Origin of the sequence: Mesonia phycicola, assembly GCF_900141885.1 — a bacterium.
In the GTDB taxonomy this organism is placed as follows: Bacteria; Bacteroidota; Bacteroidia; order Flavobacteriales; family Flavobacteriaceae; genus Mesonia; species Mesonia phycicola.
Genome location: NZ_FQYY01000005.1, coordinates 306299 through 323816 on the forward strand (window position 1 = coordinate 306299; position 17518 = coordinate 323816).

Sequence of the window (17518 nt, forward strand, 5' to 3'; positions counted from 1 at the left end):
ATTATATTTCATTAGTCATATATGTAAATGTTTCTTTTAAGAAAATTTACATTCGCATGATAGAAATTACAGATCTACATAAATCTTACAAAACAGGAGCTAGTTCTCTACACGTACTAAAAGGAATTAATTTTAGTGTAAAAGAAGGAGAGTTAGTCTCTATCATGGGGTCTTCTGGTTCAGGTAAATCTACATTATTAAATATTTTAGGAATGTTGGACGAAGCAGATTCAGGCTCTTATACCCTTGATAACTTCCCAATTAAAAATTTAAACGAAAAAGTTGCCGCTAAATACCGTAATAAATTCTTAGGCTTTATATTTCAATCGTTTAATCTTATCAATTATAAATCTGCGCTAGATAATGTAGCCTTACCTTTATACTATCAAGGTGTAGCAAGAAAAGAGAGAATGGAAAAATCTTTTTCTTACCTAGAAAAAGTAGGTTTAGCAGATTGGGCACACCATTTACCAAACGAGCTTTCTGGAGGGCAAAAACAAAGAGTAGCAATAGCAAGAGCTTTAGCTAGTGAGCCTAAAGTTTTATTAGCAGATGAGCCTACTGGAGCTTTAGATACGAAAACATCATATGAAGTAATGGATTTAATACAAGGTATTAATGACGAAGGTAAAACCATCTTAATAGTTACTCATGAAGATGATATTGCTCACATGACTAAACGTATTGTGAATTTAAAAGATGGTTTAATTATAGATGATTCTATTGTAAAACAAGTAAGAGCCAAAGCACATGTTTAGCCTAGAACGTTGGGAAGAAATATTTGATACTATAAGGAAGAATAAATTAAGAACCTTTTTAACAGGAGTATCTGTGGCATCTGGAATTTTTATTCTAGTGATTTTGTTGGGAGTGAGTACAGGTATGCAAAATGGAGTTCAAAATCAATTTCAGAGAGATGCCGCTAACAGAATTTCTGTTTGGACAGGGGCAACTTCTATAGAGTATAAAGGATTAAATCCAGGCAGATATATTCAGTTAAAAAATGAAGATTACGATTTAGCAGATAGAAAATTTCAAGATCAACTAGAATATAAATCAGGTTTATATAGAATTTGGGGTGGTCTAGTTAATTACAAAAAAGAATCAGGAAGTTATAGAGTAGAAGGGGTTTTACCAGATTATCAATTTTTAGAAAGTGCAACTTTAACAGACGGTAGATTTATCAATTATTCAGACAACAAGCGTTATGGCAAGGTGGCTGTAATTGGACAAAAAGTTTATAATGATTTGTTTAAAAATGAAACATCTTCTGTAGGAAAAAATATAGAAATTAAAGGTATTCTATTTAAAGTTGTAGGGGTATATAGTGACCCTGGAGGAGAGCGAGAAGAGTCTAGAGTATTTATCCCTTTAAGTACCTCTCAAAAAGTTTTTGGTGCTGGTCAAGATTTAGGCGGACTTGCATTTACCTTACCTCAAGAAGATAATTTTGAAGAAGCGGTAAAAACCTCTCAGGCTTTTACAGAAAAGTTAGAAAAACAATTAAAAGAAGCTCATACTGTAGCTCCAAATGACCAAAGCGCTATCAACGTAAGCAATTCTTTAGAAAATATGAAAACCGTTTACGATATGATGCGTAATATACGTTTGTTCTTTTGGTTTGTAGGTATAGCAACCATATTTGCTGGAGTAGTTGGCGTAAGTAATATTATGTTAATTATAGTAAAAGAAAGAACTAAAGAAATAGGTATAAGAAAAGCACTTGGTGCTCAACCATTATCTGTGATAGGAATGATTTTACATGAATCTGTTTTTGTAACTACACTAGCTGGTTTTTTTGGTTTACTATCAGGGATGTTACTGCTAGAGTTTGTGGGGCCATTAGTAGAAACAGATTTTATCAGTAATCCAACCGTAAATTTTCAAGTAGCTATATCTACAGTATTTATATTAATTATAGCAGGAGCAATAGCAGGATTTTTTCCAGCTTGGAGAGCTTCTAGAATCAAACCAATTGTAGCACTAAGAGACGAATAATATGTTTAGTAGAGATAAATGGGATGAAATATTAGAGTCGTTAAGTGCTAACTGGTTTAGAACTTTAATGACTTCTTTTGGAGTGCTTTGGGGTATATTTATATTAGTGATATTATTAGCAGCAGGTAAAGGGTTAGAGAATGGAATTAAACAAGGTTTTGGTGGTATGGCTACTAACTCTATGTTTATGTGGACACAAAACACTTCTAAATCTTATAAAGGGATGCCTAAAGGACGATATTATAACTTTAAAACTGGTGATGTTCAAGCTATAAAAGACAACGTTCAAGGCTTACGCTATGTTTCTCCAAGAAACCAGTTAGGAGGTTTTGGAGGGAGTAATAACGTAATTAGAGGTTTAAAATCTGGAGCATTTAATGTTTATGGTGACTATCCAGAAATTATACAGCAGCAACCTATGGATATTTCTTCTGGAAGATTTTTAAATTATAACGATTTAAAAGAAAAAAGAAAAGTCGCTGTAATTGGTGAATCTGTGAAAAATACGATGTATGAGACTAATGAAGAAGTATTAGGTTCTTATATTAAAATTAACGGAGTTAATTTTCAGGTTATAGGTACTTACACTAAAAAAAGTGGTGGTGGGGGTGATCCAGAAGAAGCTCAGAAAGAAATATTTGTTCCATTTACATCCTTTTCGCAAGCATTTAATATGGGTGATGTAGTAGGTTGGATGGCAATAACCGCAGATAACAATCATTCTATTACAAGTTTAAAAACAAGCGTGTTTAATGTAATAAAAAAGAGACATGATATTCATTTAGAAGATGATCGTGCTATAGGTAATTTTGATTTGTATCAAGAATTTAATAAAATTTCAGGTTTGTTTACAGCACTAAATATTGTGGCTTATTTTGTAGGCTTTTTAGTGTTAGCATCTGGAGTAATAGGTATAAGCAATATTATGTTAATTGTAGTGAAAGAAAGAACTAATGAGATTGGAGTAAGAAGAGCACTTGGCGCAACACCAGGTACTATAAGAGGTCAAATTTTAATGGAATCTGTTGTCTTGACTATAATTTCAGGTATGGCAGGTATAATTCTCGCTACTCTAGTATTATGGGGTATAAATACATTATTAGATTCTATGAATTCTTCAGAAATGATGTTTGTAAACCCTAGTGTTAGTATAGGTGTAATTATAATAGCGTTGTTAATACTGGTATTGTCTGGTCTTTTGGCAGGTTTAATTCCTGCACAAAATGCAATTAGAATTAAGCCAGTAGATGCTTTAAGAACAGAATAAAAAATAAAATAATCAATCAATCAATATTTAAAATGAAAAGAGTTTTTACCGTAATCATTTTACTAGTAATTGTTATAGGCTGTGGTGCTGCGTTATACTATGTATATCAAAAAAACCAAGAAGATCCCGTAGTTTACCAAACAGAAAAGCCAAGTAACCAAACTATTATCAAGCAAACAGTTGCTACTGGTAGTATTGTGCCTAAAGAAGAGATTTTAATCAAGCCTAATATCTCTGGTATTATAGATGAAATTTATATAGAAGCAGGAGATCAAATTAAGGTGAACGATCTAATTGCTCAGTTAAAAGTAGTACCTAATGTTTCAAATTTGGCAAGTAGTAAAAATCAAATTACTTCAGCAAAAATTGCATTAGATAATCAAACAAAAATGTATAATCGTCAAAAATCATTGTTTGATAAAGGGGTAATTTCTGCAAATGAGTTTGATCAAGTAGAGGTATCTTACCAGCAAGCAAAGCAAACCTACCAAGCTGCACAACAAACTTATGAGATTGTAAAAACAGGTACAGCAAGTGGCGTTGGTACTGCTGCAAATACTTTAATTAGAGCAACAATATCTGGCATGGTGTTAGATGTGCCTGTAAAAGTAGGTAATCAAGTAATTGAATCTAACAATTTTAATGAAGGTACTACTATTGCTACCTTAGCCAACACAGATAAAATGATTTTTGAAGGAAAAGTAGACGAGTCTGAAGTTGGTAAAATAAAAGAAAATTTACCTTTAGAAATTACAATAGGAGCTATAGAAAATAAAAAGTTTGATGCAGTATTAGACTACATTGCACCAAAAGGGATAGATGAAAATGGAGCAATTCAATTTGAAATAGAAGGTACTTTAAAAAATACAGATAGCACATTTATACGTTCTGGTTTAAGTGCCAATGCTTCTATTATTTTAGATAAAGTAGAAAATGTTTTAGCTATAAAAGAATCTCTTTTGCAATTTGATGCAAAAACACAAGAACCTTATGTAGAGGTGAAAACAGGAGATCAAAAGTTTGAGAAAAGAGAAGTAGAGCTTGGGTTAAGTGATGGTATATATGTAGAAATTAAAAGCGGTATTGGTAAAGACGATGAAATAAAGATTTGGAACGAAGTAAAACCAGTACAGAGTTTTGGTAATTAATTTATCAAAATTGTAACAAAAACACCGTTAGCCGACTTATTAATTAGAAAACCATCCGTCAGATGAAAAAAATAACAATTTTTATAGCTCTTATTGGTCTAGCTTTTTCAGCTTCTGCTCAAGAAGAAAAAAAATGGACTCTTAAAGAGTGTGTACAATATGCATTAGAGCATAATATTTCTGTAAAACAATCAGAGTTAGATTTAGAGAGTTCAAAATTAGATAGAATAGATGCTATTGGTAACCTAATTCCTTCTTTAAACGGATCTGCTTCTTATAGTGACAATACAGGTGCAAGTATTAATCCAACGACCAATCAATTTGAAAATGAGGTGTACTCTTCTTTAACAGCTGGAGTTTCTTCAAGTTTAACACTTTTTGATGGTTTGGCTAATGTTAGGCAGTTACAACGTGCCAAATTAAGTCAACTAGCTTCTCAGTACCAATTAGAGAAAATGGAGAATGATATTGCTTTAGCAGTAGCAAACTCATACTTGCAGGTTTTGTTAAACAAAGCAAATTTTGATGCAATTAAAACTCAAAATGATGTAACTCTTCAGCAATTACAAAGAACCCAAGATTTAGTAGATGCGGGTACCTTACCAAAAGGAGACTTGTTAGAAATTGAGGCAACTAATGCTAATGAACAGCAACAAATTGTAGTGGCAGAAAATAATGTTAAAATTTCTTTAATTAGTTTAGCTCAATTATTACTTGTAAAAGACTACGAGACTTTTCAGATAGTAGATGAAGGGTATGAAGTTATTTCAACAGACATTGCAGAACTTTCACCTCAAGAAATTATTCAGAATGCACAAGCTAAACGACCAGAGGTTAAACTAGCAGAAAAAAGTGTAGAGTTGGCAGAGAAAGATGTTCAAATAGCAAAAGGTTCTTATTATCCTACATTATCTGCGTTTTTTAGTTATAATACTAGATATGCTGATAACGATTTTTTAGATAGAAGTCTTACCGATCAATTATGGCAAAATGATGGATTGAGTTATGGTTTGCAAATGAGTGTTCCTGTTTTTAATGGGTTAACTGTTAGAACAAATGTAAAAAGAAATAAAATAAATTTAGAAAGAACAGAATATCAGTTAGAGCAAGCTAAGCTAGATTTAGAGTCAAACGTGTATCAGGCTTATGTAGATGCAAGAGGTGCCGCTAAGGCGTATGAAGCAGCTCTGTCTGCATTAAAATCTCAGCAATTAGCTTTTGATTATGCTACAGATAGATATGAAGTAGGATTAACTAATGCATTTGATTTTAGTCAATCTAAACAACGTTTTGATAATGCCAAGATAAATGTAAATCAAGCAAAATATGATTATATTTTTAAATTAAAAGTATTAGAATTGTATTTTGGAGTAGATCCAGAAGATATAAAGCTGTAAAAAATGAAGAAAAAAACACTTCTTATTCTAGTTGTTATCGTTGTAATAATCATTGTGGGATTAATTGCAGGTAAAAAAGCAGGGTGGTTTGGTAAAACAGGAAACTTTAAACAAGTAGAAACTGCAACCATACAAAAAATGGATATTGTAGAAACGGTATCAGCTACAGGTAAAATTCAGCCACAAGTAGAAGTGAAATTATCTTCAGAAGTATCTGGTGAAATTATAGAACTACCAATTGCAGAAGGGCAAGAAGTGAAAAAAGGAGACTTATTGGTAAAAATAAATCCAGATTTATACCAGTCAAGTTTACAACGTAGTCAAGCTAGCTATCAAAATATAAAATCAGCTTTAGCACAAAGTGAAGCATCTTTACGTCAAGCTAAGGCAAATTTTGATAGAAATAAAACCTTGTTTGACAAAGGGGTTATTTCAAAATCTGAATGGGATAATATCGTATCTCAATATGAAGTGGCAGAAGCAACTAAACAATCTGCCTATTATAATGTGCAAAGTGCAGCAGCAAGTGTAAACGAAGCTCAAGATAATTTAGGAAGAACCACTATTTATGCGCCAATGAGCGGAACTATTTCTAAGCTAGATGCAGAATTAGGTGAGCGTGTAGTGGGAACGCAGCAAATGGCAGGAACTGAAATTTTAAGAGTAGCCAATTTAGGTGAAATGGAAGTAGAAGTAGAGGTAAATGAGAACGATATTGTAAAAGTTTCTGTAGGAGATTCTGCAATAGTAGAAGTAGATGCTTATTTAAATAAAGAATTTAAAGGAGTGGTTACAGAAATATCTAACTCTGCAGCAGATGAGCTTACAGCAGATCAAGTAACTAATTTTGATGTAAAAGTAAAAATAGTTAAAAGCTCTTATCAAGATTTAACAGAGGGAAAACCAGAAAACTATTATCCGTTTAGACCTGGTATGACGGCAACTGTAGATATAATCACCAATAAAAAAGAAAATATTATTGCAGTACCAATTAGTGCCATTGTTATAAAAAATGATACCACATCTGTTAAAGGCAATGTAGTGAAATCTTCTAATAGCACAGAAACATTTGAATGTGTTTATGTAAAAGAAGGAGAGGTAGCAAAGTTAAAAGTGATTAAAACAGGTATTCAAGATGATACCAACATAGAAATTACTAGTGGTTTAACAGAAGAAGTAGAAGTAATTACAGGTCCTTATAACGTAGTTACTAAAATTTTGAAACCAGGAGATAAAGTAGAAGTACTATCAACAACAAAAAAAGAATAATCATTTGGCAACTATTTTGAATATAGAAACCACTACCACCAATTGTTCTGTATCTATAGGTGTAGATGGTGAAGTAGTTATTTTAAAAGAAGATAAAGAGGGTGGTTATTCTCACGCAGAAAAGCTTCATGTTTTTATAGAAGAAGCTTTAGCAGAAGCAAATTTAACTTTAAAAAATTTAGATGCTATTGCTGTAAGTAAAGGTCCGGGGTCTTATACTGGGTTAAGAATAGGTGTTTCTGCAGCAAAAGGTTTGTGTTATAGCCTTAATATACCTCTAATCTCTGTTTCTACCTTAGAGGCTTTAGCTCACCAAGTAGCAACTTTAAATACAGAGGTTGTTATACCAATGTTAGATGCAAGAAGAATGGAAGTTTACACAGCAGTATATTCTTCAGATAAAAAAATAATATCTCCAATTGAAGCTAAAATATTAGAAGCAAATTCTTTTGAACCTTATTTCAATGATTTTGATAAGGTTTATTTTGTAGGAAATGGAGTAGACAAGTTTAAAGAAATTTGTCCTGCAGAAAATGCAGACTTTATAAATGCATTGCCTTCTGCAAAACAAATGGTACAATTGGCAGAATATAAGTACAAAAAAAGCGACCTAGAAGATGTCGCTTATTTTGAACCTTATTATTTAAAAGATTTTGTAATTAATAGGAAGTAATTTTATAGGGTACTATAGTACTCTACAAGAGTTATTAGATCAGCTTCTTCATCACTTCCTCTAAACTTCAATTTATTTTTCTTGATAAATGATTTTATTTCGTCTTGATGATCAGGGAAAGCATCTGCAGCTTTCTTTTTGTGAGGCTCAATAGCTGAAATTTTATCTTCCTTTGTTTTAACAAAATAGTTGATTTTTTTCTCAAGTTTAGGAGGTACAGAAGCTGAATAAGAATTGTCTGCTTCTCTGCCTTCTACGTAATTTTGACTAATTCTTTTTAATAGAGAAGCTTTCTTGGAATTAAATAGCTCTATAGAGTAACCATTATTAGTACCATTAATATTTATAGGGTAATTTTCAAGAAATACAAATTTTTGTCTATTGATGTAAATAATCAGATTTTGAGATCTATCTAAGATCATAAAATCATCAGAATTATTATCTTTCAATTGAATAACATCATCTAAAATACGGTATCTAAGCCTTATATTTCTAATTTCTTTATTACTCTCTTTGTTTATAATCTTTCCTGACTGAAAATCTTCATTCCAATAAGGTGATCCTTGTAAATTAGGTTTATCTAAAATACTAGAAGAGCTAGTACGTTTAGGATTTTGATCAATTACATTTTTGAGATTCATGACATCTTGGCTATCATCAATACGTGATATTTGGGCATTAGATGTAAGTGCATTAGTTAAAGTTAATGCTAAAAAAAAGGTTAAGTTTTTAATATTCATAAAGGTGATTTGAGTGATTAATTTTATTGATTCTTTTCTTTAGTTCCGTTCATTTTCGTTTGGTCGTAAACATAGATGTCTCTTTGTGGGTAAGGTATAGTCATACCAGCTTCTTCTAATCTAATTTTACCTTGTTCAATCATATTCCAGTGTATGTCCCAAAATTTGTCGTTAGAGGCAAAATACCTTACAGAAAAATTAACAGAACTATCTGCTAACTCAGCTACTAGAACCTGTGGTTCTGGATCTTTCATAATTCCATCTTGCTCATTTACTAACTGCATTAGTACCTCTTTAGCTTTTTTAATGTCATCATCATAAGATATACCGAATGATAAATTTTCTCTACGTTTTCCGTTTACGGTATAGTTTACAATATTATCATTTGCTAAACTCCCGTTAGGTATTACTGCTTCTTGGTTTCCAAAGGTATCTAATTTGGTGTAAAATAAACTAACTTCTTTTACTGCTCCAGAAACTCCTTGGGCTTCAATCCAGTCTCCTACTCTAAATGGTTTTAAAATTATGATTAAAACACCACCGGCAAAATTTGCTAACGAGCCTTGTAAAGCTAGGCCTATTGCTAAACCAGCAGCACCCAATATAGCTACGAGAGAAGTGGTTTCAATCCCAACTTGAGAGATAGCTACAACAATTACCAATGCTTTTAATGCGTAATTAACTAATGTAGTTAAAAATCCTTCTAACGCAGGATCATAATCTTTTTTAGCGAATAATTTTTTCAAGTATTTTACAACTCGCTTTACAATCCAAAAACCTATAAAAAGTATTAAAATTGCAGCAATTAAGTTTGGTAAAAATGCTATTAATTTTTCGGCATATTCTTTAGCAAGGTCAGAAAAGTCGTTTAATTTATCCATAATCATTTTTTAAGTTAATAGATATTTTCAATAAATAAAAAAAATCTCAATTTTAAGAGAAGCACTACGTTTAATTTTTGTTAAACTTCATTTTGAAGCATAGAAATAACCTCATTAATGTCGTTTTGGGGTTTGTTGCAGTAATTTTCTCTACAAGCAAATATACTTAGATTATTGCTGCTTTTGTTATTTGTTAATTTTAAATTAGATGTGCTAAGTGCAATAATTTTATTTGGTAAAAAATGTTGTTGAATTTTTTTTACTTCTTTTTTAGTGTTTTCTCCTGCAATAACAATCTCGTAAAATGGGTTGGCTAATTTTAAATATAAAGATAACCAATTGCTGTATCCAGAATAATAATCTGTTATGTTAGGTAATATTGTAGATAACATGATTTCTGAAGTCTTTACCCACTCTTGACAAAGAAAGTACTTACCTAAATAAAATAAATTTTTAGCCATTACAGAATTAGAAGATGGTATGACGTTATCTTGCGTTTCTATACTACGTTGTATTAGTTTAACCTCTTTGGCAGTGTAATAAAACAGCCCACTTTCTTCATCATAAAATTTGCTCTTTACTATCTTGGTTAATTTTTCAGCAAGCAATAAATATTTATCATCGTAATTACTTTGGTATAGTTCTATTAAAGCTTCTATGAATAATGCGTAATCTTCCAGGCAACTTTTTATATTGTTTTTGTAGCTGCGTAAAAGATTGTAATTTTCATCTAATAAATTATCTGTGATAAATTGAGTTGCTTTTGTTGCGGCATTTAAATATTCTTCTTTTTGAAAAACCTGATAAGCTTTTGCGTAAGCTTTAATCATTAATGAGTTCCAAGAAGTTAAACCTTTATCGTCTAAGTCTGGAGCTGTTCTTTTTTCTCTTATTTTAAATAATTTATTTTTCGAATGCTGAATTTTTATCTGAAGTTCATTGGTTGTTATATTAAATTTTTGAGCAATAGTATCATTACTTTCTGTTTGAAATAACACATATTTATTATGCTCCCAAAGTCCTGTAGTATTAACATTGTAGTATGCTGCAAAAATTTCAAAATCATCATTTAAAATTTCTTGTAGTTCTTTTTTAGTCCAACAATAAAAAGCTCCTTCTTCTTTTTGGTTACTAATAGTTAAACTATCAGCATCTAGGGCAGAAAAGAAATATCCTTTAGGGTGTGTTAATTTTCGTTGAATAAAATTAATAGACTCTTCTACTACTTGTTTAAATTTTTTTACTTTAAAAAAAGCATAAGCATTGCTGTAAAGTTCTATAAGTTGAGCATTGTCATAAAGCATTTTTTCAAAATGAGGGATATGCCATTTTTCATCTACGGTATACCTAGAAAAGCCGCCACCTAAAGTATCGTAAACCCCTCTTTGAGCCATTTTTAGTAATGATTTTTCTACAAAATCTAAAAGAGTGGTGTTTTTTTCTGAAGAAGCATACTCTAATAAAAATAATAAATTGTTGGGCATCATAAATTTTGGAGCGCCTTTAAAACCTCCGTTTTCCCAATCAAACTTATCTTCCCAGCTTGTTGTAATTTGTTGGAGATAAGTTTTTTGAAATAAATTTTCAGAAGGTGTAGCCTTTACTATTGTGTTTAATTGCTTAATTCCAGAAGATAGTTTATTAGCGTAATCTTCCATTTGTTCTGGAGCTTGATTAAATAAATCTCTTAACTGATATAAAGAACCCATCCATTTTTTAGTAGGCAGGTAAGTAGCTCCCCAAACAGGTCTGCCATCTGGTAAGGCAATAATATTTAAAGGCCAACCGCCGTGACCCGTCATAATTTGTAGTGCATTCATGTAAATATGGTCTACATCTGGGTGCTCTTCTCTATCTACTTTTATATTAATAAAGTTTTCATTCATTAAGTTGGCAACTTCTTTATTTTCAAAACACTCATGCTCCATAACGTGGCACCAATGACAGGCAGAATAACCAATACTTATTAATAAAAGTTTATTATTATCTTTAGCAAACTTTAAAATAGAGTCGTTCCAAGACTGCCATGCCACAGGGTTATTAGCATGCTGTAATAAGTAAGGACTCGTTTCTTTTGAAAGTAGATTTTCTAGTTGTTTCATAAATGACTAATATTGGCTTCTGAAAAGATAAAAATACAAGGTAAAAACTTATTAGTAGAGAACTATTGATTTAATGTTTTGATAACAATAGAAGCAATGTATTCTCGAATTAATAAAACAATTTTGCGGATTGTAAAAAAAAATATTTATGGAGAATATTTATATTGTAATGCTTGTGGTTCTATTTGCACTTGCAATTACAGATTTGGTAGTAGGTGTTAGTAATGATGCTGTTAATTTTCTAAACTCTGCTATCGGTTCTAAGGCTATTTCTCTTAGAACAATTATGATTGTTGCTAGTTTAGGTGTTGCTGTAGGAGCAATATTTTCTAGTGGATTAATGGAGGTTGCTAGAAAAGGTATTTTTATGCCTAGTGAATTCTATTTTGATGAAATCATGATTATTTTCATGGCCGTCATGATTACAGATGTCTTGTTATTAGACTTTTTTAACTCGTTGGGTCTACCAACTTCTACGACGGTTTCTATTGTGTTTGAGTTGTTAGGTGCAGCAGTTAGTATTGCGGTTATAAAACTTTATACACAAGAACAAGATTTAAGTTTAATAGTAAACTACATTAATACCTCTAAAGCAACAGAGATTGTATTGGGTATTCTCTTGTCTGTGGTGGTGGCTTTTAGTATAGGTGCTTTTGTACAATATATTTCTAGATTAATTTTCACTTTTCAATATGAAAAGAAACTAAAATATGTAGGTGCAATTTTTGGAGGGGTTTCTTTAACTTCTATTACCTATTTTATTTTTATTAAAGGGATGAAGAGTATTTCATTTCTACCAGCAGATTTTAAATTATATGTTTATGACAATACTTGGGTAATTATTTCTATTAGCCTTGTAGTTTGGTCACTTATATCTCAATTATTAATGAGTGTTTTTAAAACTAATATTTTAAAAGCAATTATTTTGATAGGTACCTTTGCGTTAGCTTTAGCTTTTGCAGGAAATGATTTAGTTAACTTTATAGGGGTGCCAATTGCTGCATACCAATCTTTTGATTTGTGGCAAACTGCTTATCAAAGTACAGGGGTGTTACCTTCTGAATTCCCTATGAATGCTTTAGCAGGAAGTGTAGAAACGCCAGAGTTTTTATTAATTATGGCTGGTGGTGTAATGGTATTAACCTTATGGCTGTCTAGTAAAGCTAGAGCAGTAGTAGATACAGGTGTAAATTTATCTAGACAAGGAGATGGAGCCGAGCGTTTTGAGCCTAATACACTTTCTAGAGTATTAGTAAGATATTCTGTAGTAATGAGTAATGCAATTACTACTATTTTACCTAGCAGTGTTACAAATAAAATTGAGTCTAAATTTGAAAAACCAAATTCTGCTTTAGCAGACAGGAGAGTAGATGCACCAGCTTTTGATACTGTTAGGGCTTCTGTAAATTTAGTAGTTGCTAGTATTCTAATTTCTATTGGTACAAATTTAAAATTACCATTATCTACTACTTATGTAACTTTTATGGTTGCTATGGGTACTTCTTTAGCAGATAGAGCTTGGGATCGTGAAAGTGCGGTTTACCGTGTTGCTGGGGTAGTAAATGTTGTGGGAGGTTGGTTTATAACAGCTGGTGTAGCATTTTTGGCTGCAGCTATATTTGCCGCAATAATTTGGTATGGCGGTATGATTGCTTTAGCAATTTTAGTAATTGTAGCAGCAGGTTTAATTGTAAGAAGTGCAATACTACACTCTAAAAAAATAAAAGAAGAGAAAAATAAAAAGAGGTTTAACCGTCACGATATTATTACTATTAATGAAATTACTATTGAAACTTCACAAAATATTTCTAGTGTAATTCAAGGGATTAATAAACGTTATAGTAAAACCGTAGATCACTTAGGGTATCACGATTTAGGGAAATTAAGAAAAGACTCTAAAAAATTAAATGATTTAGAAGATGAGGTAGATGAGTTAAAAGATAATGTATTCTATTTTATAAAATCTTTAGAAGATAATTCTGTAGAGGCAAGTAAATTCTACATTCTTTTCTTAGATACACTTCAAGATATGGTGCAGTCAATCGGGCATATAACTAGATCTAGTTATAAACACGTAAACAACAACCATAAAAATCTTAAGTTTAATCAAATTAGAGATTTAAAAAGTATAGATAGAGAAATGCAGGTTCTTTTTGATGAGATTATTGAAACGTTTGATAATCATTCTTTCTCTAAAATAGATCAAATATTAAATGATAAACAAACCTTATTAGATAAAGTCTCAGGGTTAATTCAAAAACAAATAGAGCGTATTAGAACTTCAGAAACAAGTCCTAAAAACACAAAGCTATACTTTGGGTTGTTATTAGAGACTAAAGATTTAGTAACATCTACTATGAGCTTGTTACAGTTGTTTAAAGAATATTATGAAGACGCTAAAAGAGAGTTTTAATCTTCTATAGTTTTCATTATAAATAATAAAGCCGGTTATCTTTTGATAACCGGCTTTATTATTTATAAAAGTTAAAAGGTTGAATTAGCCGTTTAAAGCTTCTACACTACTCACTTTATCTTGAAGCATTTCTTTAAGCATGTTCTCTATTCCGTTTTTTAAAGTAAAAGTAGAAGAAGGGCAACCACTACAAGCACCTTGTAATACTACGCTTACCTTTTTAGTTTCAGGATCGTAAGAGTTAAACATGATATTACCTCCATCACTTGCTACTGCAGGTTTAATGTATTCATCTAATATAGCAATAATTTGTTTAGAAGTTTCGTCTAAGCTTTCTGTTGAGGTTGCTTTGTCTTCTTTAACTTCTTCCTTTTTGTTAGATGCAGCTTCTTGAGTAATAACTTCATTACCTTCTTGAATGTAATTTCTAATAAACTCTCTTAACTCCATGGTTATTTCTTCCCATTCTGCAATATCAAATTTTGTAATTGAAACATAATTTTCATCAAAAAATATCTCTTTTACAAACGGAAAATGGAAAAGCTTTTGCGCTAAAGGTGAATTTTTAGCTTCGTCTATGTTTTTAAATTCTGTAGTTTGTATTACTAATTTTTTATTAGCAACAAACTTCATCACTTTTGGGTTAGGAGTGCTCTCTGCATAAACTGTAACAGGAATATTTTTTTTATTTTGACTAGAAGATTTTATTACTTCTTTTCCTGAGTTCAAGTAATCGTTTATTTGCGCAGCTAATTCATTTTCAATTTCTGACCACTCTACAATATTAAATTTTTCAATAGCAATAAAATTTTGCGCGATATATACCGTTTTTACAAATGGTAAATAAAATAATTGTTGTGCTATTGGTGAGTTTTCAGCATCATCAATATTCTTAAATTCGTGTCCTTCCCCTTGAATCAAGAAAGAATTTGCCTCAAATTTTCGAATAGATTCATTGTTGGTTGGTATTATTTCAATAGAATATTTACTCATAGCTTAAATTTTCGACAAAAATACTAAAAGAAATATAATGAAATGAATATATTTACGCTCAATATTTATTTAGTAAACTTGTTAAAAGTTTGCATGATTTGTTGTTAATCAATTAGATTGCTTAAAATAATTGCTTGTGAGAACAATTATTGTTTTAACATTTCTACAACAAATTTTGTAAAAGTTATATTAAAGTTTATTTTAGTGATGAAATAACCCTTGAACACACATGAAAAAACTTAACCCCTATTTATTAATTTTAGTTCTTTTTTTTACGACGAATTATTTTTATGCTCAAGAGAGAGGCATTCCTGTATATTCAGATTATTTAACAGATAATCTTTACTTGGTACACCCATCTATGGCAGGTGCAGCTACACAAACAAAATTGCGTTTAACTGCACGTAGACAATGGTTTGATGTAGATGATGCGCCAGCGTTAGAAACTGCTAGTTTAAATGGTAGAGTAGGAGAAAATGTTGGTTTAGGTGCTATACTTTATAATGATAGTAATGGTAGATTTTCTCAACAAGGTGTATATGCAACATTTGCTTATCATTTAATGTTTTCTAGAAATCGTGTAGATTTAAATCAACTTTCTTTTGGTTTAAACGTTGGAGTTTTGCAAGAAAAATTAGATGAGTCTGATTTAGTAGGAGGGGTAAATCCTAATGATCCGAACATTTCTGGAGTAGAGCAGAGAGATTCTTTTTTTAATATGGATTTTGGTATGTCTTATTACTTATTTGAGTTCTATACACATTTTACCGTTAAAAATTTAATACCACAACAACGTGATATTTTTTCTGATGAGTTTGAAACAGATAACCAAAGACAATATTTGTTTTCTGCAGGTTATATAATAGATCCTTATGGGTCTGATTGGACTTTTGAACCTTCTATTCTTTTTCAGGCAAAAGAAGAAACTTCTGAATCTTCAATAGATGTGAATTTTAAAGCTTATCACGATTTTGATTTTGGAAAACTTTGGGGTGGTTTATCTTATAGAAGAAGTTTTGATGGTGCAGAGTATACTACAGATGGAGCTTCTTCTGTTAGTAATCAAAAATTACAATATGTGTCTCCATTTTTAGGTATTAACTATGGTAATTTTATGTTTGCTTATACATATACTTACCAGGCAAATTCAATAGTTTTATCTAACTCTGGTTTTCACCAAATTACTTTAGGTTTCAATATTGGTGAAAATAAAGATCCTTACGATTGTAATTGTCCTGCTATAAATTACTAAAAATCTAAAAATTGTACTGTTTGTTTTGGTACAAATTTTTGAAGTATATCTATGCTTCTATTGGTGTAAAAATCAATAGAAGCTTTTTTTTGCTGTGTGTTTAGCAGGCTGGTACTTTTTAGTATGTTTTTAGTTTGACGTGCTACAGCTTGCCCTGAGTCTATTATAATGATGTGTTTAGGTAGTATTTGTTTTAGTAATGGAATTAAATAGGGATAATGGCTACAACCTAGTACTAAATAGTCTATGTTTCTATCTAACATTGGTTGTAATAGCTTTTTTAAAAGCTGTGTTGTAGATTCTTCATTTAGTTTACCTGCTTCTATAGCTTCTACTAATCCTGCGCCTATCACTTCTACCACTTCTGTGTTTTTTGTAAATAACTCAGAGGTTTTTGTAAATAACTCGCTAGATAAAGTTCCTTTAGTAGCTAGAATGCCTACGGTATTATTTTTAGAGTTTAATGCAGCAGGTTTAATAGCAGGTTCTATTCCTATAAAGGGAATAGGGTATTTTTTTCTTAAGTAATCTATAGAGTTGGTGGTAGCAGTGTTACAAGCTACTACAATAATCTTACAGCCTTTGTTAATTAATAACTCTGTGTTTTTTATACAGAGTTGAGTAATTTCTTCTTTTGTTTTATATCCGTAAGGGGCATTTTTGCTGTCTGCAAGATAAATAATATTTTCCTGTGGTAGTAACTGGTGTATTTCTTTTAATATTGAAGTACCGCCAATACCAGAATCAAATATGCCAATAGGGCTTAGGGTTTTGTTCATCATATAAAATAAAAAAGCACTTTCAAAATTAATGAAAGTGCTTAAATATTATTGTTTTTAGAAATATTAAATTCCTAAATCTTTTTTTACGTCTGCCATTAAATCATATCCGTCTGCTAAAATTACTCCTCCTGCACCAGTAGTAGAATCTAAAACATAATCAAACTTCTTAGCTCTAGCTACTTTTTGAATAGAAAGTCTTGCTTTTTCATAAACAGGTCTTAGTAATTCACTTTCTTTTTTCTGAAGATCTTGTTGTGCAGTTTGTTGAAATTGTACAATTTTTTGTTGATCTTGTTGAAGCTCTTGTGCTCTTTTAGCATTTTCTTCTTCTGTTTGGTTAACAGCTTCTTGTTGGTATCTTTGGTTTTTGCTTTGAGCTTCTTTTAATAAATCGTCGATATCTGCTCTGTAAGTTTTTTCTAGTTTGTCTAATTGAGACATAGCGCTTTTGTAAGAAGGCATTGTTTCTATTAGCTCTTGTGTATTAATATGAGCAACTTTAGAATCTTGAGCGTTTGTAATTGCAATAGCTCCAAGGCTAAATGTTAATGCTATTAGTAATGTTTTAAATTGTTTCATTTTTGTTTTAAATTAAGGTAATTA

Annotated in this window: 15 protein-coding genes; 9 read left to right on the top strand and 6 right to left on the bottom strand. The window is 31.0% G+C overall.

Annotated elements, in window-relative coordinates:
* Nucleotides 1–56 precede the first annotated feature (56 nt).
* From BUC03_RS09335 to tsaB, 7 genes are all read left to right on the top strand, one after another.
* Entirely contained in the window at nucleotides 57–758 is a 702-nt protein-coding gene (locus tag BUC03_RS09335; protein ID WP_073150826.1) for an ABC transporter ATP-binding protein, read from the top strand.
* Nucleotides 751–1998, top strand: coding sequence for an ABC transporter permease (locus tag BUC03_RS09340; protein ID WP_073150829.1), 1248 nt, complete (start codon nucleotides 751–753; stop codon nucleotides 1996–1998). The genes BUC03_RS09335 and BUC03_RS09340 overlap by 8 nt, the downstream gene beginning before the upstream one ends.
* A 1-nt stretch (nucleotide 1999) precedes the next feature.
* Complete coding sequence (locus BUC03_RS09345; protein WP_073150832.1) at nucleotides 2000–3265, top strand: ABC transporter permease; 1266 nt, start codon at nucleotides 2000–2002, stop codon at nucleotides 3263–3265.
* A 32-nt stretch (nucleotides 3266–3297) separates the two neighbouring features.
* The gene (locus BUC03_RS09350) at nucleotides 3298–4413 is read left to right on the top strand and encodes an efflux RND transporter periplasmic adaptor subunit (RefSeq protein WP_073150834.1); all 1116 of its coding nucleotides are present in this window, start codon (nucleotides 3298–3300) and stop codon (nucleotides 4411–4413) included.
* 62 nt (nucleotides 4414–4475) lie between these two features.
* Nucleotides 4476–5810, top strand: a complete 1335-nt coding sequence (locus BUC03_RS09355) for a TolC family protein (RefSeq protein WP_073150837.1) — start codon at nucleotides 4476–4478, stop codon at nucleotides 5808–5810.
* Nucleotides 5811–5813: 3 nt separating this feature from the next.
* Nucleotides 5814–7079, top strand: a complete 1266-nt coding sequence (locus tag BUC03_RS09360; RefSeq protein ID WP_073150840.1) for an efflux RND transporter periplasmic adaptor subunit — start codon at nucleotides 5814–5816, stop codon at nucleotides 7077–7079.
* A gap of 4 nt (nucleotides 7080–7083) precedes the next feature.
* Entirely contained in the window at nucleotides 7084–7752 is a 669-nt protein-coding gene (gene tsaB, locus BUC03_RS09365) for a tRNA (adenosine(37)-N6)-threonylcarbamoyltransferase complex dimerization subunit type 1 TsaB (RefSeq protein WP_073150842.1), read from the top strand.
* 2 nt (nucleotides 7753–7754) lie between these two features.
* On the opposite strand, the gene BUC03_RS09370 is transcribed toward tsaB, so the two are convergent.
* The 3 genes from BUC03_RS09370 to BUC03_RS09380 form a co-directional block, all read right to left on the bottom strand.
* Nucleotides 7755–8492, bottom strand: coding sequence for a hypothetical protein (locus BUC03_RS09370; RefSeq protein ID WP_073150845.1), 738 nt, complete (start codon nucleotides 8490–8492; stop codon nucleotides 7755–7757).
* Between the two features lie 23 nt (nucleotides 8493–8515).
* Entirely contained in the window at nucleotides 8516–9373 is an 858-nt protein-coding gene (locus tag BUC03_RS09375; protein ID WP_073150847.1) for a mechanosensitive ion channel family protein, read from the bottom strand.
* A gap of 80 nt (nucleotides 9374–9453) precedes the next feature.
* Nucleotides 9454–11475, bottom strand: a complete 2022-nt coding sequence (locus BUC03_RS09380; RefSeq protein WP_073150850.1) for a thioredoxin domain-containing protein — start codon at nucleotides 11473–11475, stop codon at nucleotides 9454–9456.
* Nucleotides 11476–11623: 148 nt separating this feature from the next.
* On the opposite strand from BUC03_RS09380, the gene BUC03_RS09385 reads away from it, so the two are divergent.
* Nucleotides 11624–13888: an inorganic phosphate transporter gene (locus tag BUC03_RS09385; RefSeq protein WP_073150852.1), complete on the top strand. Its 2265-nt coding sequence runs from the start codon at nucleotides 11624–11626 to the stop codon at nucleotides 13886–13888.
* An 84-nt stretch (nucleotides 13889–13972) separates the two neighbouring features.
* Here BUC03_RS09385 and BUC03_RS09390 read toward each other — a convergent pair whose 3' ends face one another.
* Nucleotides 13973–14881, bottom strand: a complete 909-nt coding sequence (locus BUC03_RS09390) for a NifU family protein (protein WP_073150855.1) — start codon at nucleotides 14879–14881, stop codon at nucleotides 13973–13975.
* A 229-nt stretch (nucleotides 14882–15110) separates the two neighbouring features.
* Here BUC03_RS09390 and BUC03_RS09395 point away from each other — a divergent pair, with 229 nt between their 5' ends.
* Nucleotides 15111–16133: a PorP/SprF family type IX secretion system membrane protein gene (locus BUC03_RS09395; protein ID WP_073150858.1), complete on the top strand. Its 1023-nt coding sequence runs from the start codon at nucleotides 15111–15113 to the stop codon at nucleotides 16131–16133.
* Here the strand turns inward: BUC03_RS09395 and murI are convergent.
* Together murI and BUC03_RS09405 are read right to left on the bottom strand one after the other, a co-directional pair.
* Entirely contained in the window at nucleotides 16130–16912 is a 783-nt protein-coding gene (murI, locus tag BUC03_RS09400; RefSeq protein WP_073150861.1) for a glutamate racemase, read from the bottom strand. The genes BUC03_RS09395 and murI overlap by 4 nt on opposite strands.
* Before the next feature lie 66 nt (nucleotides 16913–16978).
* On the bottom strand, nucleotides 16979–17494 hold the full coding sequence (locus BUC03_RS09405) for an OmpH/Skp family outer membrane protein (RefSeq protein ID WP_073150864.1): 516 nt from the start codon (nucleotides 17492–17494) through the stop codon (nucleotides 16979–16981).
* Between the last annotated feature and the right edge of the window lie 24 nt (nucleotides 17495–17518).